Source organism: Demequina sp. NBRC 110052, assembly GCF_002090075.1.
Lineage (GTDB): Bacteria > Actinomycetota > Actinomycetes > Actinomycetales > Demequinaceae > Demequina.
This window is the reverse complement of sequence record NZ_BBRI01000002.1, coordinates 1,513,225-1,531,400: the sequence shown is the minus strand read 5'-3', so window position 1 is coordinate 1,531,400 and position 18,176 is coordinate 1,513,225. Positions and strand designations below refer to the sequence as shown.

General features: G+C 69.5%; 16 protein-coding genes. 7 read left to right on the top strand and 9 right to left on the bottom strand.

Annotation, left to right across the window (positions count from 1 at the left end; all coding sequences use genetic code 11):
* Positions 1-10: 10 nt before the first annotated feature.
* A complete protein-coding gene (locus B7K21_RS07405) occupies positions 11-1,531 on the top strand; it encodes a glycoside hydrolase family 43 protein (protein ID WP_084074722.1) in 1,521 nt (506 codons plus the stop codon).
* Between the two features lie 22 nt (positions 1,532-1,553).
* Here the strand turns inward: B7K21_RS07405 and B7K21_RS07400 are convergent, their stop codons facing one another.
* Positions 1,554-3,284 carry a SulP family inorganic anion transporter gene (locus B7K21_RS07400; protein ID WP_084074721.1) on the bottom strand — a complete coding sequence of 577 codons (1,731 nt, stop codon included), beginning with the start codon at positions 3,282-3,284 and terminating at the stop codon, positions 1,554-1,556.
* Positions 3,285-3,366: 82 nt separating this feature from the next.
* On the opposite strand from B7K21_RS07400, the gene B7K21_RS07395 reads away from it, so the two are divergent.
* Positions 3,367-4,344 carry a zinc-binding dehydrogenase gene (locus B7K21_RS07395; RefSeq protein ID WP_084074720.1) on the top strand — a complete coding sequence of 326 codons (978 nt, stop codon included), beginning with the start codon at positions 3,367-3,369 and terminating at the stop codon, positions 4,342-4,344.
* A 77-nt stretch (positions 4,345-4,421) separates the two neighbouring features.
* On the opposite strand, the gene B7K21_RS07390 is transcribed toward B7K21_RS07395, so the two are convergent.
* Positions 4,422-5,711, bottom strand: coding sequence for a hypothetical protein (locus tag B7K21_RS07390; protein ID WP_084074719.1), 1,290 nt, complete (start codon positions 5,709-5,711; stop codon positions 4,422-4,424).
* 240 nt (positions 5,712-5,951) lie between these two features.
* On the opposite strand from B7K21_RS07390, the gene B7K21_RS07385 reads away from it, so the two are divergent.
* Positions 5,952-6,848: a cytochrome c biogenesis CcdA family protein gene (locus B7K21_RS07385; RefSeq protein WP_084074718.1), complete on the top strand. Its 897-nt coding sequence runs from the start codon at positions 5,952-5,954 to the stop codon at positions 6,846-6,848.
* 11 nt (positions 6,849-6,859) lie between these two features.
* Here the strand turns inward: B7K21_RS07385 and B7K21_RS07380 are convergent, their stop codons facing one another.
* The 6 genes from B7K21_RS07380 to rpsF all read right to left on the bottom strand — a co-directional run bounded on the left by B7K21_RS07380 (position 6,860) and on the right by rpsF (position 11,005).
* Positions 6,860-7,453, bottom strand: a complete 594-nt coding sequence (locus tag B7K21_RS07380) for a redoxin domain-containing protein (RefSeq protein WP_084074717.1) — start codon at positions 7,451-7,453, stop codon at positions 6,860-6,862.
* Between the two features lie 67 nt (positions 7,454-7,520).
* Entirely contained in the window at positions 7,521-8,882 is a 1,362-nt protein-coding gene (dnaB, locus tag B7K21_RS07375; protein WP_084074716.1) for a replicative DNA helicase, read from the bottom strand.
* A 570-nt stretch (positions 8,883-9,452) separates the two neighbouring features.
* The gene (rplI, locus tag B7K21_RS07370) at positions 9,453-9,899 is read right to left on the bottom strand and encodes a 50S ribosomal protein L9 (RefSeq protein WP_084074715.1); all 447 of its coding nucleotides are present in this window, start codon (positions 9,897-9,899) and stop codon (positions 9,453-9,455) included.
* Positions 9,900-9,913: 14 nt separating this feature from the next.
* Positions 9,914-10,150 carry a 30S ribosomal protein S18 gene (rpsR, locus tag B7K21_RS07365; RefSeq protein WP_084074714.1) on the bottom strand — a complete coding sequence of 79 codons (237 nt, stop codon included), beginning with the start codon at positions 10,148-10,150 and terminating at the stop codon, positions 9,914-9,916.
* A gap of 24 nt (positions 10,151-10,174) precedes the next feature.
* Positions 10,175-10,657, bottom strand: coding sequence for a single-stranded DNA-binding protein (locus B7K21_RS07360; RefSeq protein ID WP_084074713.1), 483 nt, complete (start codon positions 10,655-10,657; stop codon positions 10,175-10,177).
* Positions 10,658-10,714: 57 nt separating this feature from the next.
* Positions 10,715-11,005, bottom strand: coding sequence for a 30S ribosomal protein S6 (rpsF, locus tag B7K21_RS07355; RefSeq protein ID WP_084074712.1), 291 nt, complete (start codon positions 11,003-11,005; stop codon positions 10,715-10,717).
* A gap of 248 nt (positions 11,006-11,253) precedes the next feature.
* Between rpsF and B7K21_RS07350 the strand changes: the two genes are divergently transcribed.
* Both B7K21_RS07350 and B7K21_RS07345 read left to right on the top strand, forming a co-directional pair.
* Positions 11,254-12,552: a hypothetical protein gene (locus tag B7K21_RS07350; protein WP_084074711.1), complete on the top strand. Its 1,299-nt coding sequence runs from the start codon at positions 11,254-11,256 to the stop codon at positions 12,550-12,552.
* Positions 12,553-12,576: 24 nt separating this feature from the next.
* A complete protein-coding gene (locus B7K21_RS07345) occupies positions 12,577-13,887 on the top strand; it encodes a hypothetical protein (protein ID WP_084074710.1) in 1,311 nt (436 codons plus the stop codon).
* Between the two features lie 39 nt (positions 13,888-13,926).
* Here the strand turns inward: B7K21_RS07345 and B7K21_RS07340 are convergent, their stop codons facing one another.
* Entirely contained in the window at positions 13,927-16,185 is a 2,259-nt protein-coding gene (locus B7K21_RS07340; protein ID WP_144016091.1) for a transglycosylase domain-containing protein, read from the bottom strand.
* Positions 16,186-16,459: 274 nt separating this feature from the next.
* Here B7K21_RS07340 and B7K21_RS07335 point away from each other — a divergent pair, with 274 nt between their 5' ends.
* The gene (locus tag B7K21_RS07335) at positions 16,460-17,056 is read left to right on the top strand and encodes a PadR family transcriptional regulator (protein WP_084074708.1); all 597 of its coding nucleotides are present in this window, start codon (positions 16,460-16,462) and stop codon (positions 17,054-17,056) included.
* A gap of 14 nt (positions 17,057-17,070) precedes the next feature.
* Positions 17,071-18,165, top strand: coding sequence for an inositol-3-phosphate synthase (locus B7K21_RS07330; RefSeq protein ID WP_084074707.1), 1,095 nt, complete (start codon positions 17,071-17,073; stop codon positions 18,163-18,165).
* Positions 18,166-18,176: the final 11 nt, after the last annotated feature.

The window sequence follows — 18,176 nt, the reverse complement described above, 5'->3', positions numbered from 1 at the left end:
GCCCCACATCATGGGCACGTACCAGAACCCGATCCTCGAGGGTTGCCACCCCGACCCGAGCATCTGCCTCGTCGACGGCACGTACTACCTCGTGACGTCCACGTTCGAGCACCTGCCCGGACTCCCGATCCACGCCTCGACGAACCTCGTCGACTGGCGGCATATCGGCCACGTGGTGGACCGTCCCGGCCAGATCGACTACACCGGGATCGCCGGATCGAAGGGCCTGTACGCGCCGACCATCCGCTACCACCGCGGCACCTACTACGTGGTGTGCACCCATATCCCAGGCGACGACGAGGCGCCCGACGCTGCGGGCCACTTCGTCTGCACCGCGACCGACCCCGCCGGGCCGTGGAGCGATCCCCTCTGGCTGCCCGGCCTGCCCGGCATCGATCCCTCGCTCACGTTCGACGGCGACCGCGTGTGGCTGTGCGGCACCGCACTGCAGGAGGACGGCCTGTGGGAGGGCCAGTGCGATGTGTGGCTCGTGGAGTTGGACCCGGAGTCGCTCATGCCCCGCAGTGAGGCGACCGTGCTGTGGCAGGGCGCGCTCCTGGGCGCAGGCTGGGCCGAGGGCCCACACCTCATCGCGAAGCCGGACGGCGGCTGGATGCTGGTTTCGGCCGAGGGCGGCACCGACCGCGACCACGCGGTGTGCGTCGCGTACGCCGACGACATCCAGGGCCCGTACGTGGGCGATCCCGGCAACCCGCGCCTGACCCACCGGCATCTCGGCGAGGACGAGCCGATCCAGAACGTGGGTCACGCCGACGTCTTCGAGGATGCGGACGGCGGCTGGTGGGCAGTCATGCTCGCCACCCACGTGCTCCCCGATGGCACCAACAGCCTGCGCGGACGGCAGACCCACCTGGTGCCGGCGGCATGGGAGCACGGACGGCTCGTCATCGCCCCGGGCGAGGGTCGCGTGCTGGCCGAGATCACGGCGGACGGCGTCCCCGATCAGACGCCGCGTCCCACGTCGATCGTCGACGACTTCTCGGGTGACGAGCTCGGCCTCGCCTGGAACGGCGTGCGATGGCATCCGCGCGAGTTCGCGGCGCTCGACGGCGCGGGCGTCACCCTTGCGGCCACAGCGGTCGAGCCGACGGCGGTTGGCAGGACAGCGTTCCTTGGGCGCCGCGTGCTCACGGACTCCGAGACCTTGACAGCCGAGATCTCGCTCGAGGACGGCGCCGAGGCGCTTCGCGCCGGCGTGCTGCTGCGGACCACCGAGAGCGCGTTCCTGGAGGTCTCGGTGGATCGTTCCGGGGAGCTTCGCCTCGTCTCCGTCGACGATGGCGTCGCGACGACGTTGGTCTCGCGGGTCCACGGAGCGGCGACTCTCGCGGTGTCGTTGCGGCTTCGCGGCCACACGGTCGAAGTGCTCGTCGACGGCGGTGTGCTGGCGGTCGTGGACGTGGCGCACCTCGCCACCGGACGACCTGGCTGGTTCATGGGTTCGTGGTGGGGTCCGTTCGCCGTCGGTCACGGCCACGCGCGCGTGCGGCGAGTGGAGATCACCCGGTAGGAGCGTCGGCCACGGGCCTCCGTCACTCGTCCTGACGCGGGCCGGCCCCGCCATCGAGGTCGCCCCGCAGGTGACCGGTGACCTCGTCGACGGCGGCGCCGACGGTCGGCGCGAAGCGGTCGCGGTCGAACCGACCCTCGTCGTCGTAGCGACGCAGCGCGTCCTTGACGGGTCCCTTCATCTCGGCGAACACGAGGCGGGCGCCGTGGGCGGCGAGGTAGTCGTCCAGCTCCACGAGCTCGTCGAACGCCGTGGTGTCGATCGCGGTGATCGGCTCTGCGGCCAGGATCACGGTGTGCACCTCGGGCCCCGCATCCTCGACGACGCCGCGCACCCAGTCGTCGAGGACCGCTCCATTGGCGAAGAACAGCGGGGCATCGAAGCGCACGATCACCAGGCCTGGGATCGTCTCGCCGCGTTCCGGATGGCGGGACAGGTCGTGGTACCCGCGCCTGCCGGGCATGCGTCCGAGCACGGCGCGATACGGGCGCCACGAGCGGTTGATGAACGTGAGCAGCGACAGCCCGATCGCGACGACGATGCCCTCGAGCACGCCGAAGACGAGCACTCCCGCGAGCGCGACCACCGACAGCGCGGCGTCCACGCGATTCATGCGCCACAGCCTCGCCACTGACCGCAGGTCGATGAGCGTGAGCACGGCGGCGATCACGACGGCCGCGAGCGCGGCCTGCGGCAGCAGTGCGGTCAGCCCCGGAACAACCAGCATGAAGGCGAGCACCAGCGCTGCGCTGACGACGCCCGTGAGCTGCGTGCGCGAACCGGCGTCCTGAGCGACCGGCGTGCGGGACGAGGAGCCGGAGATGGGGAATCCTCCCAGCAGTCCGGAAGCGACGTTCGCGGCGCCGATGCCGGCCATCTCGGCGCTCCCGCTCACGGTCTCGCCCCGGCGGGCCGCGAGAGTGCGCGACAGCACCGCCGTATCGGTGAATGCCACGAGCGCGATGCCTGCCGCTGCTGGCATCAGTGCGCCGACATCCGCCCACGTCAGTCCCCCGAGCGCGGGGGCGGGCAGCCCCTGCGGCAGCGATCCCACCACCGGCGTGGACGCGGACCCGAGCCCCATCGCGGTCGCGGCCGTCGCCAGCGCCACGGCGACGAGCACGCCGGGCACCCGCGAGCGCAGCCGTCGCATCACGAGGATGACCGCCAGCGACCCGATGCCTGTGAGAGCGACCGCCGCGTCGGGCTCGCCCCCGACTATCCCGTCCCACGTCGCCGCAAGCTCGGCCCCGAATCCCTCGGCGTCCACGGAGAATCCGACGAGGGCCGGCAGTTGAGAGACGATCACGATGAGCGCGATCGCGTTGAGGTATCCGACGCGCACGGGCTTGGAGAGCAGGTCCGTCACGGCGCCGAGGCGCAGCAGCCCACCGAGCACGAGGAAGGCTCCCACGAGCAGGGCGAGCAGTCCCGCGAGCGCGAGTGCGCGGTCCTCGTCGCCCGCCGCGAGCGGCAGGATGGCTGCGGCGATCACGGGCGCGAGGGCCGAGTCGGGGCCGATGACGAGGATCCGGGATGGCCCGAACACGGCGTAGACGACGAGCGGCACGATGGACGCGTACAGACCTGTCACCGGGGGGAGCCCGGCCACCTGGGCGTAGCCCATGCCCGCGGGGATCATGAGGGCCGTCACCACGAGCCCAGCGCGCACGTCTGGCCACAGCCACGCGCGCCGGTAGTCGCGCACGAGGCGCACGCCCGGCGCCCAGCGCTCGATCCCCGTCGCCGTCATGGGCCTCCTTCTGCCTCCAGTCTGGCAAACGCCCGACGCTGGTGCCGGAATGCGGCGGTCGCTCCCATGGTTGTTTCATGACATGAGAAGCATCACCCACGAGTCCTTCGGCGAGCCCGCCGACGTCCTGTCCGTCACCGACGCACCCGTTCCCGAGCCTGGCCCGGGCGAGGTGCGTGTGCGCCTGCTCCTGTCTCCCATCCACAACCACGACCTGTGGACGGTGCGCGGCACGTATGGCTTCAAGCCCGAGCTGCCTGCGCGCGCGGGCACCGAGGCCGTCGGCGTGATCGACGCGCTCGGCGAGGGCGTCGAGGGCCTGGCCGTGGGGCAGCGCGTCGCCACCGGCGGCACCTTCGGCGTGTGGTCCGAGTTCTTCACGGCCAAGGCAGCCGCACTCATCCCGGTGCCCGAAGCCGTGCCCGACGAGGTCGCTGCCCAGCTCGTCGCGATGCCCTTCTCGGCCCTCAGCCTCCTGGACTCGCTGGGCCTCGACGAGGGCGACTGGCTCATCCAGAACGCCGCGAACGGCGCCGTCGGCCGCCTCGTGGCGCAGCTCGCGCCCGCGCGTGGCATCAACGTGGTCGGCCTGGTGCGCCGCTCCGAGGGGGTCGACGAGCTCGCCGACGCCGGCATCGGGCGCGTGGTGGCTACCGACACCGAGGGTTGGCAGGACCGAGTGCGTGCGATCGTCGGCGACGCTCGGATCTCCGTGGGAGTCGACTCGGTCGGCGGCGACTCCTCCGGTGATGTGCTCTCCCTGCTGGGAGAGCGCGGCACGCTCGTGTCGTTCGGCGCCATGGCGTCGGAGACCATGAACATCGCGTCGGGAGACGTCATCTTCAAGCAGGCCACGGTCAAGGGATTCTGGGGAAGCAAGGTGAGTGCTGCCATGGCCCTCGAGGACCGTCGTCGCCTCATGGGCGAGCTGTTCGCGAGGCTCACCGACGGCACGATCGCGCTCCCGGTCGAGGCAATCTACCCGTTCGAGGACATCGCCGAGGCGGCGCGGGCGAACTTCGCGCCCGGCAGGGCCGGCAAGATCCTCCTGCGCCCCTAGGGCGCGTCACCCGCCACGAGGACGGGGTCGAGGAACGGCTCTCGCCGTGCCTCGACCCCGTTCTCAGTGAGGGTGCGTCAGCCCTCGATGCCCGCGATCTCGTTCATCTCGACACCGACGTCGGCCGACTTCCACACCTCACCCCCGACGTAGTCCACGACGTGGATCTCACCCGTGGCGGGCTCGGTGACGTAGGCCATGCCTGCGAGCACCGTGAGCGCGGGGTGCGGGGACTGCCACGCATCGGGCACATCCCACGCGTCCACGACCTGGACGCTGCGAACGATCTCTCCCGTCGACGGGTCGAGCACGCGGAGTGCCCCGTCCGTGCCGAGGACGAGGGCCTCGCCGCCCTCTCCACGCGCGAGGCCGCGCCACGTGTACTGGGCGTCCGCGCCCCCGAAGGGGTCGATGACCGCGAGCGTCTCAGCCTCGGCGTCGATCAGTGCGATCTCGCTCAGGCCGATGCCCGCCTCGGGGTCGCTCTTGTAGTCGCCGAGCACCACGTCTGATCCATCGATCGAGAACAGGTTGCCCGTGCGCCCGTACGCATCCGGCGCGGTGAACTTGTGCGCGTGGTCGCCGTGGAAGGCGATGGGCCCGTCATCGCAGCCGAGCATGAACAGCTCCTCGCCACCGGCCGTGGTGAACGCGGTCTCCCCGTGGACGCCAGGGCACTCATGGGTCTCGGCGATCGCGCGTCCATCGTCGCCAAGGATCATGGCACCGTCGCGCGAATCCTCGTCGCCCAGGGTCACGAGCAGCTCTCCCGACGCGGTGGCGACGCCCACGCCGTGGTGCGCCTCGGCGGTGGTGTACTCGCGGATCACATCGAGGTGGCCTTCCTCCACCATGTGGGTCCACTCGTCGGCGCTGAGGACCGTGACGTCGCCGGTGCCGTCATCGAACAGCGTGGTCAGTCCGTCGTGCACCACGACGTGTCCGGGGACCTCGGCAGGGATCGTGAGGTCGGTGAGAGACGGCGTGGTCGTGAAGTAGTGAGCATGGTCGCCGTGCGCCTGCGTCCACGCGCCCACGTCGAGCACGGTGAAGCCGCCAGCAGTGGAGACGGCGAGGTGGCGCTCGTCGCCGAGGGCGTTGAGTCGGTTGAAGCCCTCAAGAGGGATGTCCGCCTCGATCTCGAGCGTGTTCGCATCGATGACGACGATGCCGCCGTCATAGGTCATCGCAAGGCGCGGGGTCGGGGCCGACGCTTCGGCGGCGATCGCGTCGTCCTCGTGGCCGTCGGCGCCGTGCGACGCCACGGGCTCGAGGGCAGCGGTGCCTGCGGCGCAGGCCGACATCGCAAGGGCCGAAGCGGCCAGCACGGCCGCGGCGGGCATGCGGCGGCGGATGGGGTGGGACATGAACTACCTCGCCCGAGTGTGGGCTTGCCTTTCGTTCTCCGATGTGGGGCGTAGGCCCCTGGGGCGCGGGCGCGAGCGGTGAGACTCCACGTCCGCTGTTCTGGAGCGTAACAAGAATGAGAACCATTATCAAACAGGGGTCGGTTACCGCTGGCGATCGCCTCGAGTGCCGCCGCCACGCGTGCCCATCCGCCGAGCGCTAGGCTCCGAACCACCCCGCGACCACGCGAGAGGGAACCCATGATCGATTCCGGCGACACCGCCTACGCGCTGCTGCTCGGCGCCGTGGCCGCGTTCAACCCGTGCGGCTTCGCACTGCTTCCGGCGTACCTCACGCTGATCATGACCGGCTCCGCCGGCGCCGTCGGCACGCCCGACGCCGGGGTGCCGCGGGCGATCGCCCTCCGCCGGGCGCTGGGCTTCGCGGCGGCCATGACCGTGGGATTCCTCGGGGTCTTCCTCGCGTTCGGCCTGCTGTTCGGCGCGGTCAGCCTCGGTCTCCAAGCGAGCATCCTCCCGGTCGTGTCCTACGTGACCGTCGTGCTCGGCGCCCTCGTCGCGGTGCTCGGAGTCCGCATGGCAGTCCATGGCGAACTGAGCGGACCAGGCCTCGGCGCTCTCGCCCGTGGTTCCCATGCACCCGGCCGCACGTTCACGTCGCAGACGCTGTACGGGGCGTCTTTCGCCCTCGCCTCGCTCAGCTGCACGATCGGCCTGTTCCTCGTCGTCGTCACGGGAGCACTCGACGCACCCGGCCCCGCGGCCGCCCTCGCCCCGTTCGTGGCGTATGGGCTCGGCATGGGCGCCTCGATCGTCATCGTGTCCCTCGCGGGTGCCCTCGCCGGCACCGGAGCCGCAACCGCGCTGAGGCGTCGCACCCCTCAGTTGATGCGCGCCGGGGGTGTCCTCATGGTGCTCGCTGGCCTCTACGTCTTGCTGTTCGGCCTCGCGGAGGTGCTGCCGCGCTACGGCGTGTACGCCCTGGATCCAGTGGTGCGGGTCACGACCCAGTGGCAGTTCCAGGTCACCCAGGCGGTGCAATCCTGGGGGACGCCGGTGCTCATCGTGCTCGTGGCACTCGCGCTCGGCGGCACCGCCGCAGTCCTCCTCGCCGCGCGCCGGGCCGAGCGAGGCTGAGCGCGGCAGTCTCAGCTCGCCGCGAGCTCCTCCGCGCGCGCGACGATGTCGTCGGCCGTCATCGACGGACCACCGAGCCACGCGTCGCCGCTGTCGTCGATGAACAGCAGCGTGGACTGCTGCGTGATCTCGAACCGTCGGTAGACGTCACCGTCGAGGTCCGCGACGTGAGTCATGCCGTCCACCTCGTAGATGCTGACGAACTCCTGCATGTACTCGAGGTCGTCAGAGAGTCCCGCGATCCCCACGATGTCCACTCCCTCAGGCATGTCCGGAAGCGCGGCATTGATCGTGCGGGTCTGCATCTGGCACGTGGGGCACCACGGCGCCCAGAACCACAGCACCACGTCCCGGTCGTCGATGCTGAGCCCGTCGAACTCCTGCCCGTCCACTGTCTGCGCGGTGAACGCGAACACGTTGTCGGCGTCGGCCTCCCCGGTGGGCGCCGACGTCTCGCCGCCGCCCCCGGCCACCGCGTCGGACGTGGGCGAGGCGCTCGCTAGCGGCTCGCCGCCGCCCGACGCTGCGTCACCCTCGGCGGCCGGCGCGGCGCAGGCCGCGAGAAGCAGGGCCGCGGCGGGCACGGCGAAGAGGCGGGTGTTCATGAGGACTCCTTGTCGCGTAGTGACATCCTCGTCCCATTCGGAGCTGACCGCTCGACAGATGGGTCCGCTACATCTCCGGCGCCATGTCGGCGAAGTGCGCGTAGTCCTTCTTGAAGGCGACGGCGATCGTGTCGGTGGGGCCGGCACGGTGCTTGGCGATGATGAAGTCCGCTTCGCCAGGACGGTTCTCGCGGTCGTACGCGTCGTCACGGTGCAGCAGGATCACGATGTCCGCGTCCTGCTCGATGGCGCCAGACTCGCGCATGTCGGAGAGCATGGGCTTCTTCTCGGTGCGCTGCTCGGGACCACGGTTCAGCTGCGAGATCGCGATCACCGGCACCTCCAGCTCCTTCGCGAGGAGCTTGAGCGCACGCGAGAACTCGGAGACCTCCTGCTGTCGCGACTCCACCTTGCGTCCCGAGCTCATGAGCTGCAGGTAGTCGAGCACCACGAGGCCCAGGTTGTGCTGCTGCTTGAGGCGACGGCACTTCGCCCTGATCTCCATGAGCGACATGTTGGGCGAGTCGTCGATGAACAGCGGGGCGCTCGAGACGCGCGACGAGGCGCGGGCAAGACGGTCCCAGTCATTCGGACCGAGCGGCCCCTTGTTGAGCTGGGTCAGCTTCACCTTGCCCTCGGCCGCGAGCATGCGCTTGGTGATCTCCTCGCGGCTCATCTCCAGCGAGAAGATGACGGACGTCACGCCCGCGTGGATCGAGGTGGCGCGAGCGATGTCCAGGCCGAGCGTCGACTTTCCGATCGCGGGTCGTGCCGCGATGACGATCATCTGGCCGCCCTGCAGGCCACCGGTCAGGTCGTCGAGCTCGCGGAACCCCGTCGGGACGCCCAGCATGGTGCCGTCATGCTTGGACGCCTGGTCGATCTGGCCGAGCGTCGGCTCGAGGATGTCGCCGATCGGCAGGAAGTCCTCCGAGTTCCTGCGCTCGGTGACCGCGAAGATCTCCGCTGACGCGGAGTCCACGATTGCGTCGACCTCGCCGCCCTCGCCGTCGTACCCCATGTTGGCGATCCGCGTGCCCGCCTCGACCAGGCGGCGCAGGATGGCCTGCTCGCGCACGAGCCGCCCGTAGTAGCCCGCGGACGCGGCCGACGGGACGGTCGCGATGAGCGTGTGGAGGTACTCGGCTCCGCCGATGCGCGACATCGTGCCCGCGCGCTGCAACTCGGCGGCCACCGTCAGCGCATCGACGGGATCGCCCGCGTTGTAGAGCTTCACCGCTGCGTCGAAGATCAGCTCATGCGCGGGCTTGTAGAAGTCGTCGCCGCGGACGGCCTCGATGACGTCGGCCATCGCGTCCTTGGACAGCAGCATCGCGCCGAGCACTGACTGCTCGGCCTCGAGATTCTGCGGGGGGAGCCTGTCGAACGTGCTGGGTCCGTAGGAGGCCTCGAGCTCCTCGACCGACATCCGCGTCACCCCCTTCCATGACCTCAGTGCGATGCGCGTCACTCGCGCCTTCCCCTACTGTCGCGCGGGGGTCTGACACGCGAGGTTAGGGGCTTGCGGGGTTGCCTATCAAGTCATCATCGGTCGCGATCGGGACAGCCCGTGGACAACTCGCCGCAGGTCCGTGGATGCAGTGTTGACAACGTGCATAGCGCCCTGTGGACGAACCTGTGAGTTGTACGTGAAGGTTGTGTGAACATTGCTGTTTACCTGGGACTTCGTACACCCGCGGCCTGTGGATGGGTCTTGGGAGGAACTCCCCGGCGTGTCGCGCTTCGGCGTGTCGCGATGGCGTGTCATCCCCAGCACGACACCTGTGGATATCCCTCCACTGACAGTACGCACGGATCCCGGGCCGACACCCCGTCCAGCGGCGCGATAGAGCCGCGCCCCGCCCGCGCGTCGCCGCAGATTCCGTGCGCAGTGTCGGTGGGGGCCGGGGCGAGGCAGCGGCGCGAGGCGGCGGGACGCAGAGGAGCCCGGCCCCTCACGGGACCGGGCTCCTGCGTGCCTGCGGTGCAGGCGAAGGTGCTACTTGGCGGCGACCACGTTGACAGTCAGGTGCGCCACGACGTCGTCGTGGAGCGACACGGAGACCGTGTACTCGCCCAGCGCCTTGATGGGCTGCGCGATGTGGATGCGGCGCTTGTCGACCTTGGCGCGGTCGCCGATGGCGGCCGCGATGTCGGCGGGGGTGACGGCGCCGAAGAGGCGACCGGCGTCGCCGGCCTTCGCCTCGACGGTCACGGTCGCCGACTGGAGCGCGTCGCGGGCAGCCTGGGCGCCCTCGATCGACTCGATCTCCTTGGCGCGGCGCGCCTTGCGGAGACCCTCGATCTGCTTCTCGGCACCGGCCGACCACGGGGTGGCCAGCTTGCGGGGCACGAGGAAGTTGCGGGCGTAACCGTCCTTGACGTCCACGACGTCGCCGGCGATGCCCAGACCCTGGACCTCGTGGGTGAGGATGACCTTGGCCATGTTCCTACCCCCGATCAGCGGCCGGAGCCGGCGTAGGGGAGAAGGGCCATCTCGCGCGCGACCTTGATGGCGCGGGCGATCTGACGCTGCTCCTGGACGGTGACACCGGTCACGCGACGCGAGCGGATCTTGCCGCGGTCGGAGATGAACTTGCGCAACAGCGCGGTGTCCTTGTAGTCGATCTTCTGAACCTTGGCCGCCTTAAGAGGGTTGACCTTCTTACGCGGCTTGCGGATGTCGTTCTTAGCCATGTCTCGATTTCCTGAACGTGTGATTTAGAAGGGGGGCTCGTCCGACGCCGGGGCAGTTGCCCACGGGTCGTTGTCCGACCCACCGGCGGGCGCCGAGAAGCCGCCACCGCCGCCCGAGAATCCACCGCCGCCGTTGCCGCCGCCACGCTGGTTGCGCGTCACCTTGGCGGTGGCGTAACGCAGCGAGGGGCCGACCTCGTCGACCTGGATCTCGTTCACGGTGCGCTTCTCACCGTTCGCCTCCCACGAGCGCGACACCAGGCGGCCGGTCACGATGACCCGCATGCCCTTGGTGAGCGACTCGGCCACGTTCTCCGCGGCCTCGCGCCACAGGGAGCAGCGCATGAACAGGGTCTCGCCGTCCTTCCACTCGTTCGACTGACGGTCGAACGTGCGGGGGGTGGACGCCACCGTGAAGTTCACGACCGCAGCACCGGACTGGATGAATCGCAGCTCCGGGTCGCCGGTCAGATTGCCCACGATGGTGATCTGAGTCTCGCCTGCCATGTGTGTCCCCTGGGTTAGGTGTCGGTTCGGGTAGGAGTCGGGAGAGTCCCGTCCGCCTTACTTGGCGTCCGGGCGCAGGAGCTTCAGACGGAGGACGGTCTCGTTGAGGCCGAGCTGACGCTCGAGCTCCTTGGCCGTCGCGGACTCCGAGGTGAAGTTGATCACCGCGTAGATTCCGTCGTTCTTCTTCTGGATCGGGTAGGCCAGACGACGGCGGCCCCAGACGTCGACGTTGTCGACGGTGCCCTTGTCGTCAGTGACCACGGTCAGGTACTTCGCGAGCGACGGCTGGACCGTACGCTCGTCGACCTCGGGATCGAGGATGACCATCATCTCGTACTGGCGCATCGAATACCCACCTCCTCTGGACTCATGCGGCCACGGACGTTCCGTGGCAGGAGGGTTGATGCTTGTGGCGGCTGGCGCGTCGGGTGACGGCCGCAGCCACGAGGTACAAGAGTACGGCATCGCACGCACGGGTGCCAGGCGCGTCCCGTGCTTGTGGAGGGCATCAGGGGAGGTGCGCGCCTGCCCGACGCCGGGGCCGGGCTGGCGGCCCGCATAGACTTGCCGCTGTCCCCAGGGCCGGAAGGAACATGTACGTGGTCAAGCCTGTGCTTCTCGTGGGTCTCGGCGGCGATATCGGGGTCTACGCTTTCCAGCGCGCGGCGCACGAGCTGTTCGGGTGGAAGCCCGTCTCACTCCAGGTGCGCGACACGACCTTCATGCGCTACTCAAGACTCGCCGAGCGCATCATCGCGCCCGACATGCACGACCCCGACGCGCTGGTCGGCCACCTGAATCGCATCGCTGCGGATCATCCCGAGCACGAGCTGCTGGTCTTCACGAACCTCGACTGGCACGTGCGCACGCTCGGGCGGCTGCGCGACCGTATCGACGAGCGCTGGCTCATGCCCTTCTGCGATCTCGAGACCTTCGACAAGGTCTCGAACAAGGTGCACTTCGCGCAGCTCTGCGCCAAGGTCGGCATCCGTACCCCTGCCACCGTCGCCGTCGGCTTCACGCCGGGTTCGATCGGCGCCGAGGCCGAGGGCGGTCCCGTCGTCGGCACGCCCGACGCGGTGGCCACCATGGCCGCGCGCGGACTCACCTACCCGGTGATCGGCAAGCCGGCTTCGAGCGCGGACTGGTTCGGCGTCTCGTTCCCGGGCAAGCGCAAGATTCACCACCTCGAGTCCGAGCAGGAGCTGCTCGAGGTGCTCCGCCACCTGGATGCCGCCGACTATCCGAGCGAGTTCCTGGTGCAGGAGCTCATCCCCGGCGACGAGACGCACATGCGCTCGCTCACCGCGTACCGGTCCTCCACGGGCGAGATCACGCTGCTCGCGGGCGGCCAGGTGCTGCTCGAGGAGCACACTCCCGGGACGATGGGGATCCCGGCGGCGATCCTCACGGAGGCCGACGATGAGGCGCTCGCCGCCGCCGCGCGCTTCCTGAGCGAGGCCGACTACCGCGGGTTCGCGAACTTCGACTACAAGGTGTCGTCGGCGACCGGCGAGCGTGTGTTCTTCGAGGTGAATCCGCGCATCGGGCGCAACAACTGGTACGTGACTGCCGCGGGCGCGAACGTCGCCGCCGTCGTGGCGCGCGACCTGCTGCCCGAGCACGCCGCCGCGGCCCCGGAGCCGCCGGTGACCCCCACCGATCGGGTCCTGTACTCGGTGGTGCCATTCCGCATGCTGCTGCGCTACCTGCTCGATCCCGAGCTGCGGGCGACGGTGAAGACCGCCAAGCGTCGGGCGGGCGTCTTCCACCCGCTGCGCTATCGCGGCGACGGCTCGCTGCTGCGCCGCCTCTACGTGCGCGCCCTCGATGCGCGCCTCGTGCTCAAGTACCGTCAGCACTACCCCGAGCCCACCGAGTCCGGCTTCTAGCGCCGGCGCCTGACAGGAGTCCGCATGGCCTCGCACGCCCCGTTCCGGCACATCCTGGGCGACCTCGAACTGGTCCCCGTGGTGCTCGGCGGCGACATCGGCGCCTACTCGATCGCCCGGGCCTTCGACGAGGCATTCGGTGTGCGCTCCGTGGTGGTTTCCCAGGGCGGCGGCGGCACGGTGCGCGACTCGCGCATCATCGACCTCATCGTCGAGCCCGCGATGGACGACCCCGACGTGGTGGTCGCCACCCTGCACCGCGTCGCGGCCGAGCGGCCTGACGCCACGCTGATCGTGCTCGGCAGCGCCGACTGGCACGTCGAGGCCCTCGTCGCGCGCCGCAGCGATCTCGAGCCCCGCTACGTCGTGCCGTACGTGGACCAGACGCTCATGGATCGCGTCACGAGCAAGGAGGGCTTCGCGGCCCTGTGCGACGAGTACGGCCTCGCGCACCCGCGCGGCTTCGTCTTCCCCGTCGCCGAGGCGCTCGATCTCGACGCACTCGACGCCGGAGTGGCCGACCTGGCCTTCCCTGTCATCGCCAAGGCCGGCTCCACGGCCGCGTACCACGCCGTGGAATTCGCGGGCAAGGAGAAGGTGCACACGGTCGCCTCGCTCGAGGACCTGCACGCGCTCATGACCAAGGTCCACGCCTCGGGCTACCGCGACACGTTCCTCATCCAGGACCTCATCCCGGGCGACGACGCGGGCCTGCGCATCTCCAACACGTACGTGGACCGCCACGGCAAGGCGTCCTACACGGTGTTCGGCCACATCCTGCTGCAGGAGCACACGCCCTCGACGGTGGGCAACTCGTCGGTGGTGCTCACCGTGGACGCGCCCGACGCGGTGGCTGCGTTGGAGCGGATGCTCGAGGGCATCGGGTGGCGAGGCTTCGGCAGCTTCGACATGAAGATGGATCCGCGAACCGGCGAGATGGTGTTCTTCGAGCTCAACCCGCGCCTGTCGCGCTCGAACTTCTTCGTCACGTCGTCGGGCCTCAACCCTGCGGTCGCCTACGTGCGCGACTGGATCCTCGACGAGCCGGTCGTCTCACCCGGTGAGCGCGGCGAGCCGTACTCGAGCCTGTTCACCGTGGTGCCCACGGCGCTGATGCGCGGCTACCTGCTCGACGAGGACGTCCGGCGCGCGATCCGTGCGCTCCCGCGCCGGCGCGTGATGAACCCGCTGTGGAATCCGCGCGAGACGCACCCGCGCCGGCTCGCCTACGTCGCGGCGAACCAGCTCAACCACTTCCGGAAGTACCGCACCTTCTACCCGCGGGCTATGCAGCGCGCCGAGCGTGCGGCGGCGGAGGCGGCGCTCGGCAGGTAGGGGGAACGCAGCGTCGGGCATGCCCGACGCTCGGGTCGGCTACGGGTTGGCGGTCACCTCGATGCTGGGCTCCGGCGTCGGCACCGCCGTCACCGAGGGGATCGGGTCAGGCGAGGGCTCGACCGTCACGCTCGGCTCGGGCTCCGGCTCGGTCGGCTCCGGGGTGGGCGTCGGCGACGGCTCCTCCGACGGCTCGAGCAGGATGTCGGTACCCACGTTCGCGCGCGGCGGGAACTGCGCGATCTCGTAGCCCTCGAGGATCGGCCCCATCATCCAGGTCCACACGCGCGTCGGCACGGTGGAGCCGGTGATCTGGGAGAAGCCGCCGAACGGCGTGATCTCCTCGACCGAGCCGTCCTCGCCCACCTGGTACAGCGCGACCGCGCCCACGATCTGCGGGGTGAAGCCCACGAACCACGCGGACTTGTTGCTGTTCGACGTGCCGGTCTTGCCAGCGATCTCGCGGCCGAGCGAGTTCGCGTACGTGCCGGAGCCGTAGCGCACCACCTGCTGCATCGCGTACGTGACGTCGGCGATCACGTCCTCGTCGAACACGCGGCGCGCCTCGACCTGGTGCTCGTAGACGCTCTCGCCGCCCGCGTCGAGGATCGACTGGACCATGTAGGCCTCGGTGCGCACTCCGCCCGACGCGAGCGTCGCGTAGGCGTTCGCCATGTCCAAGGGGTGCGGCGCGGCGGCGCCCAGCACGATCGAGGGCGTCGCCTGGAGGTCCTGAGTGTCCTCGGGGATGCCCGCCGCGACAGCGGCGTCGAGCACGGCCTGCGGGCCCACGTCGTTGGTGAGCTGCACGAAAGCGGTGTTCACCGAGTTCTGCGTCGCCTGCACGAGGTCGATCACGCCGTAGTTGCGGCCGTTGAAGTTGCGCACGGGGTTCTCGTAGCCCTCGAGCGTCATGTTGTTGTTCGCCAGGTACTCGGTGCCTAGGCCGATGCCCTGCTCGAGGCCTGCGATGAGCGAGAACGGCTTGAATGTCGAGCCCGCCTGCGCGATGTCCTGCGTCACCGCATTGCGCTGGATCTCCAGGTAGTCGGCGCCACCGTACATCGACGTGATCGCACCCGTGTCTGCGGCGACCGTCACTGCGGCGACGCGCAGGTTCTCCGCATGGTCCTCGGGCATCTCGGCGACGGCGGCCTCGGCGGCCGCCTGGTGCGTCGGGTCGATCGTGGTGACGATCGACAGGCCCTTGGTCTCGATGTCCTCGCGTGTGTACTCGCCCTGCGCCACGACCTCGTCGATCGCCGCCTGGAGCAGATAGCCCCGGGTTCCGGCGAAGACGTTCTCCTGCGAGTACTCGATCCACTCGGGGAATACCTGCGCGTCTCGCTCGTCCTGCGTGATGAAGCCGGCGTCCACCATGCCGTCGAGCACGTAGTTCCAGCGGTACTCCGCCTGGTCAGGGTCCACACGCGGGTCCCAGGCGGACGGCGCGGGGATGATGCCCGCGAGCATCGCCGACTCCGAGAGGGTGAGCTCGGCCGCCGGCTTGCCGAAGTACTCGTGGGAGGCCGCCTGAATGCCGTAGGCGCCGCGGCCGAAGTAGATCGTGTTGAGGTAGTTGCCGAGGATCTCCTCCTTGGACTGCTCGTTGTTCACCTTGAGCGCGAGCAGCGCCTCCTCGATCTTGCCGGGGATGTCCGTGACGGTCTCGCCCGAGTAGTAGCGCTCGACGTACTGCTGGGAGATGGTGGAGCCGCCCTGCTTGTCGCCCTTCACGATGGTCTTGTACAGCGCACGGGCCGTGCCGACGAAGTCGACGCCGGGGTTGGTCCAGAAGGAGCGGTCCTCGGCCGCGACCACGGCGTTGCCCACGTAGTCCGGCAGCGTCTCGAAGTCGACGACCTCGCGTTCCGCCTCGCCGAGCGTCCCCATCACGGTGGTGCCGTCCGCGTAGTAGAACGTCGAGGACTCGTACAGCGCGAAGTCCGAGGGCTCCGGGACTTCGAGGCTCTGATACTTGATGAAGACGGCGATCGCGCCGATCGTGAAGGCGACGAGACCCGCGATCAGCGCCCACAGCCCGATGCGCTCGACCCAGATGCGCCACGTCGGCTTCGGCGGCTTGCCGCCGCCCTTGGCTCCGCTGCCGCCTCCCGAGCCCTTGCCCGATCCGCCCGATGCGGTGCGGGCGGGCTGCGCGCCCGTACGCGTGCGGCTCACTCCCGTCGTCGGGCGCTGGGGCGCGGCGCCGGAACGAGGCGCGCCGGAACGCGCCGAGGGCTGCGACGACGAGGTCGGACGCAGGGAACGGCGGCTGGGCTGGGAAGAGTCGCTCACGAGGTCAGTCTACGAATGAGCGCGCGAGCGGGTTCCCGCCCTGCCGAAGTGACGGCGCCACCGCAGTCGTGTGGCTGGGGCACGCGCAGCGGCGCGATCTGGCCGTCACTTCGGACGAGAAGAGGGGTTGCTCAGTGGGTCGAGTTGCGCTCGATGTATCGAAGCGATACAACTAGGTGCTACTCGTACTCGATACATCGAGTCCAAGTATCCGTTTCACACCGTCCGGCGCGGCCCCGCGCACCGGGCACGCACCGCGAGAGAGGAGGACGCCATGGCACGCAGCACCGATGTGCTCACGCTCGGCATCCTCGGCATGCTCGCGGAGCAGCCCCTGCACGGCTACCAGATCCGCAAGCGGCTCGGCACCGACTTCGGCCCGTTCCGCGCTCTGAGCTTCGGGTCGCTGTACCCGGCGCTCAAGCGGATGGTCGCGGACGGCCTCATCGAGACCGTCGGCGAGGACGGCGCCGAGCACGTCGGGGCCACGGCCTCGCGCCGCTCGCGCATCGCCTACGGCCTCACCGACGCCGGGCGCGCACGCTTCGAGGCAGAGCTCGCCTCCGCCGGAGCGCACGCGTACGACGACGACAGCTTCGACCTGCGCTTCTCCCTGTTCGGCCAGACCGACGAGGCGACGCGCCTGCGCATCCTCGAGGGCCGCCGCCTGCGGTTGTCCGAGAGGCTCGAAGAGCTCACCGCCATGCACCGCCGCCAGCGGGAGCGCTTCGACGCATACACGGCCGAGCTGCAGCGCCACGGACTCGAGCGCGTCGAGCGCGAGGTCGAGTGGCTCGACCAGCTCATCGAGAACGAACGATCCGCGACCCGCGGAGACGACGACACTTCCGCATCCGCGGGACACAACTGAAAGGGAACACACCCATGGCGAAGCTTCGCGTAGCGATCGTCGGCGTCGGCAACTGCGCCACGTCGCTGATCCAGGGCGTCGAGTTCTACAAGAACACGCCCGCCGACGAGAAGGTCCCCGGCCTCATGCACGTCCAGCTCGGCGACTACCACGTCTCCGACATCGAGTTCGTGGCCGCGTTCGACGTCGACTCGCTGAAGGTGGGCAAGGAGCTCGTCGAGGCGACCAACGCCTCGGAGAACAACACCATCAAGATCTGCGAGGTCCCCAAGACGGACATTCAGGTCTCGCGCGGCGTGACCCTCGACGGCCTCGGCAAGTACTACCGCGAGACCATCGTCGAGTCCGACGAGGCTCCCGTGGACGTCGTCCAGGTCCTCAAGGACTCCGAGGCCGACGTGCTCGTGTGCTACCTCCCCGTGGGCTCCGAGGAGGCCGCGAAGTACTACGCGCAGTGCGCGATCGACGCGAACGTCGCGTTCGTCAACGCCCTGCCCGTGTTCATCGCGTCCGACCCGGAGTGGGCGCAGAAGTTCACCGACGCCGGCGTGCCGATCGTCGGCGACGACATCAAGTCGCAGGTGGGCGCCACCATCACGCACCGCGTGCTCGCCAAGCTGTTCGAGGACCGCGGCGTGCGCCTCGACCGCACGTACCAGCTCAACGTCGGCGGCAACATGGACTTCAAGAACATGCTCGAGCGCGACCGCCTCGAGTCCAAGAAGGTCTCCAAGACGCAGGCCGTCACTTCGAACATCGACAACGGCCCGCTCGCCGGCGTGAAGAACGACCGCAACGTGCACATCGGCCCGTCGGACTACGTCGCGTGGCTCGACGACCGCAAGTGGGCGTACGTGCGCCTCGAGGGCTCGGCCTTCGGCGAGGTGCCCCTGAACCTCGAGTACAAGCTCGAGGTGTGGGACTCCCCGAACTCGGCCGGCATCATCATCGACGCCGTGCGCGCCGCCAAGATCGCGAAGGACCGCGGAGTCGGCGGCCCGATCCTGTCCGCCGCGACCTACTTCATGAAGTCGCCGCCCGTCCAGATGGAGGACACGAAGGGCCGCGCCGCCCTCGAGGCCTTCATCGCAGGCGAGGCCGAGCGGTAGGACGCTCAGCC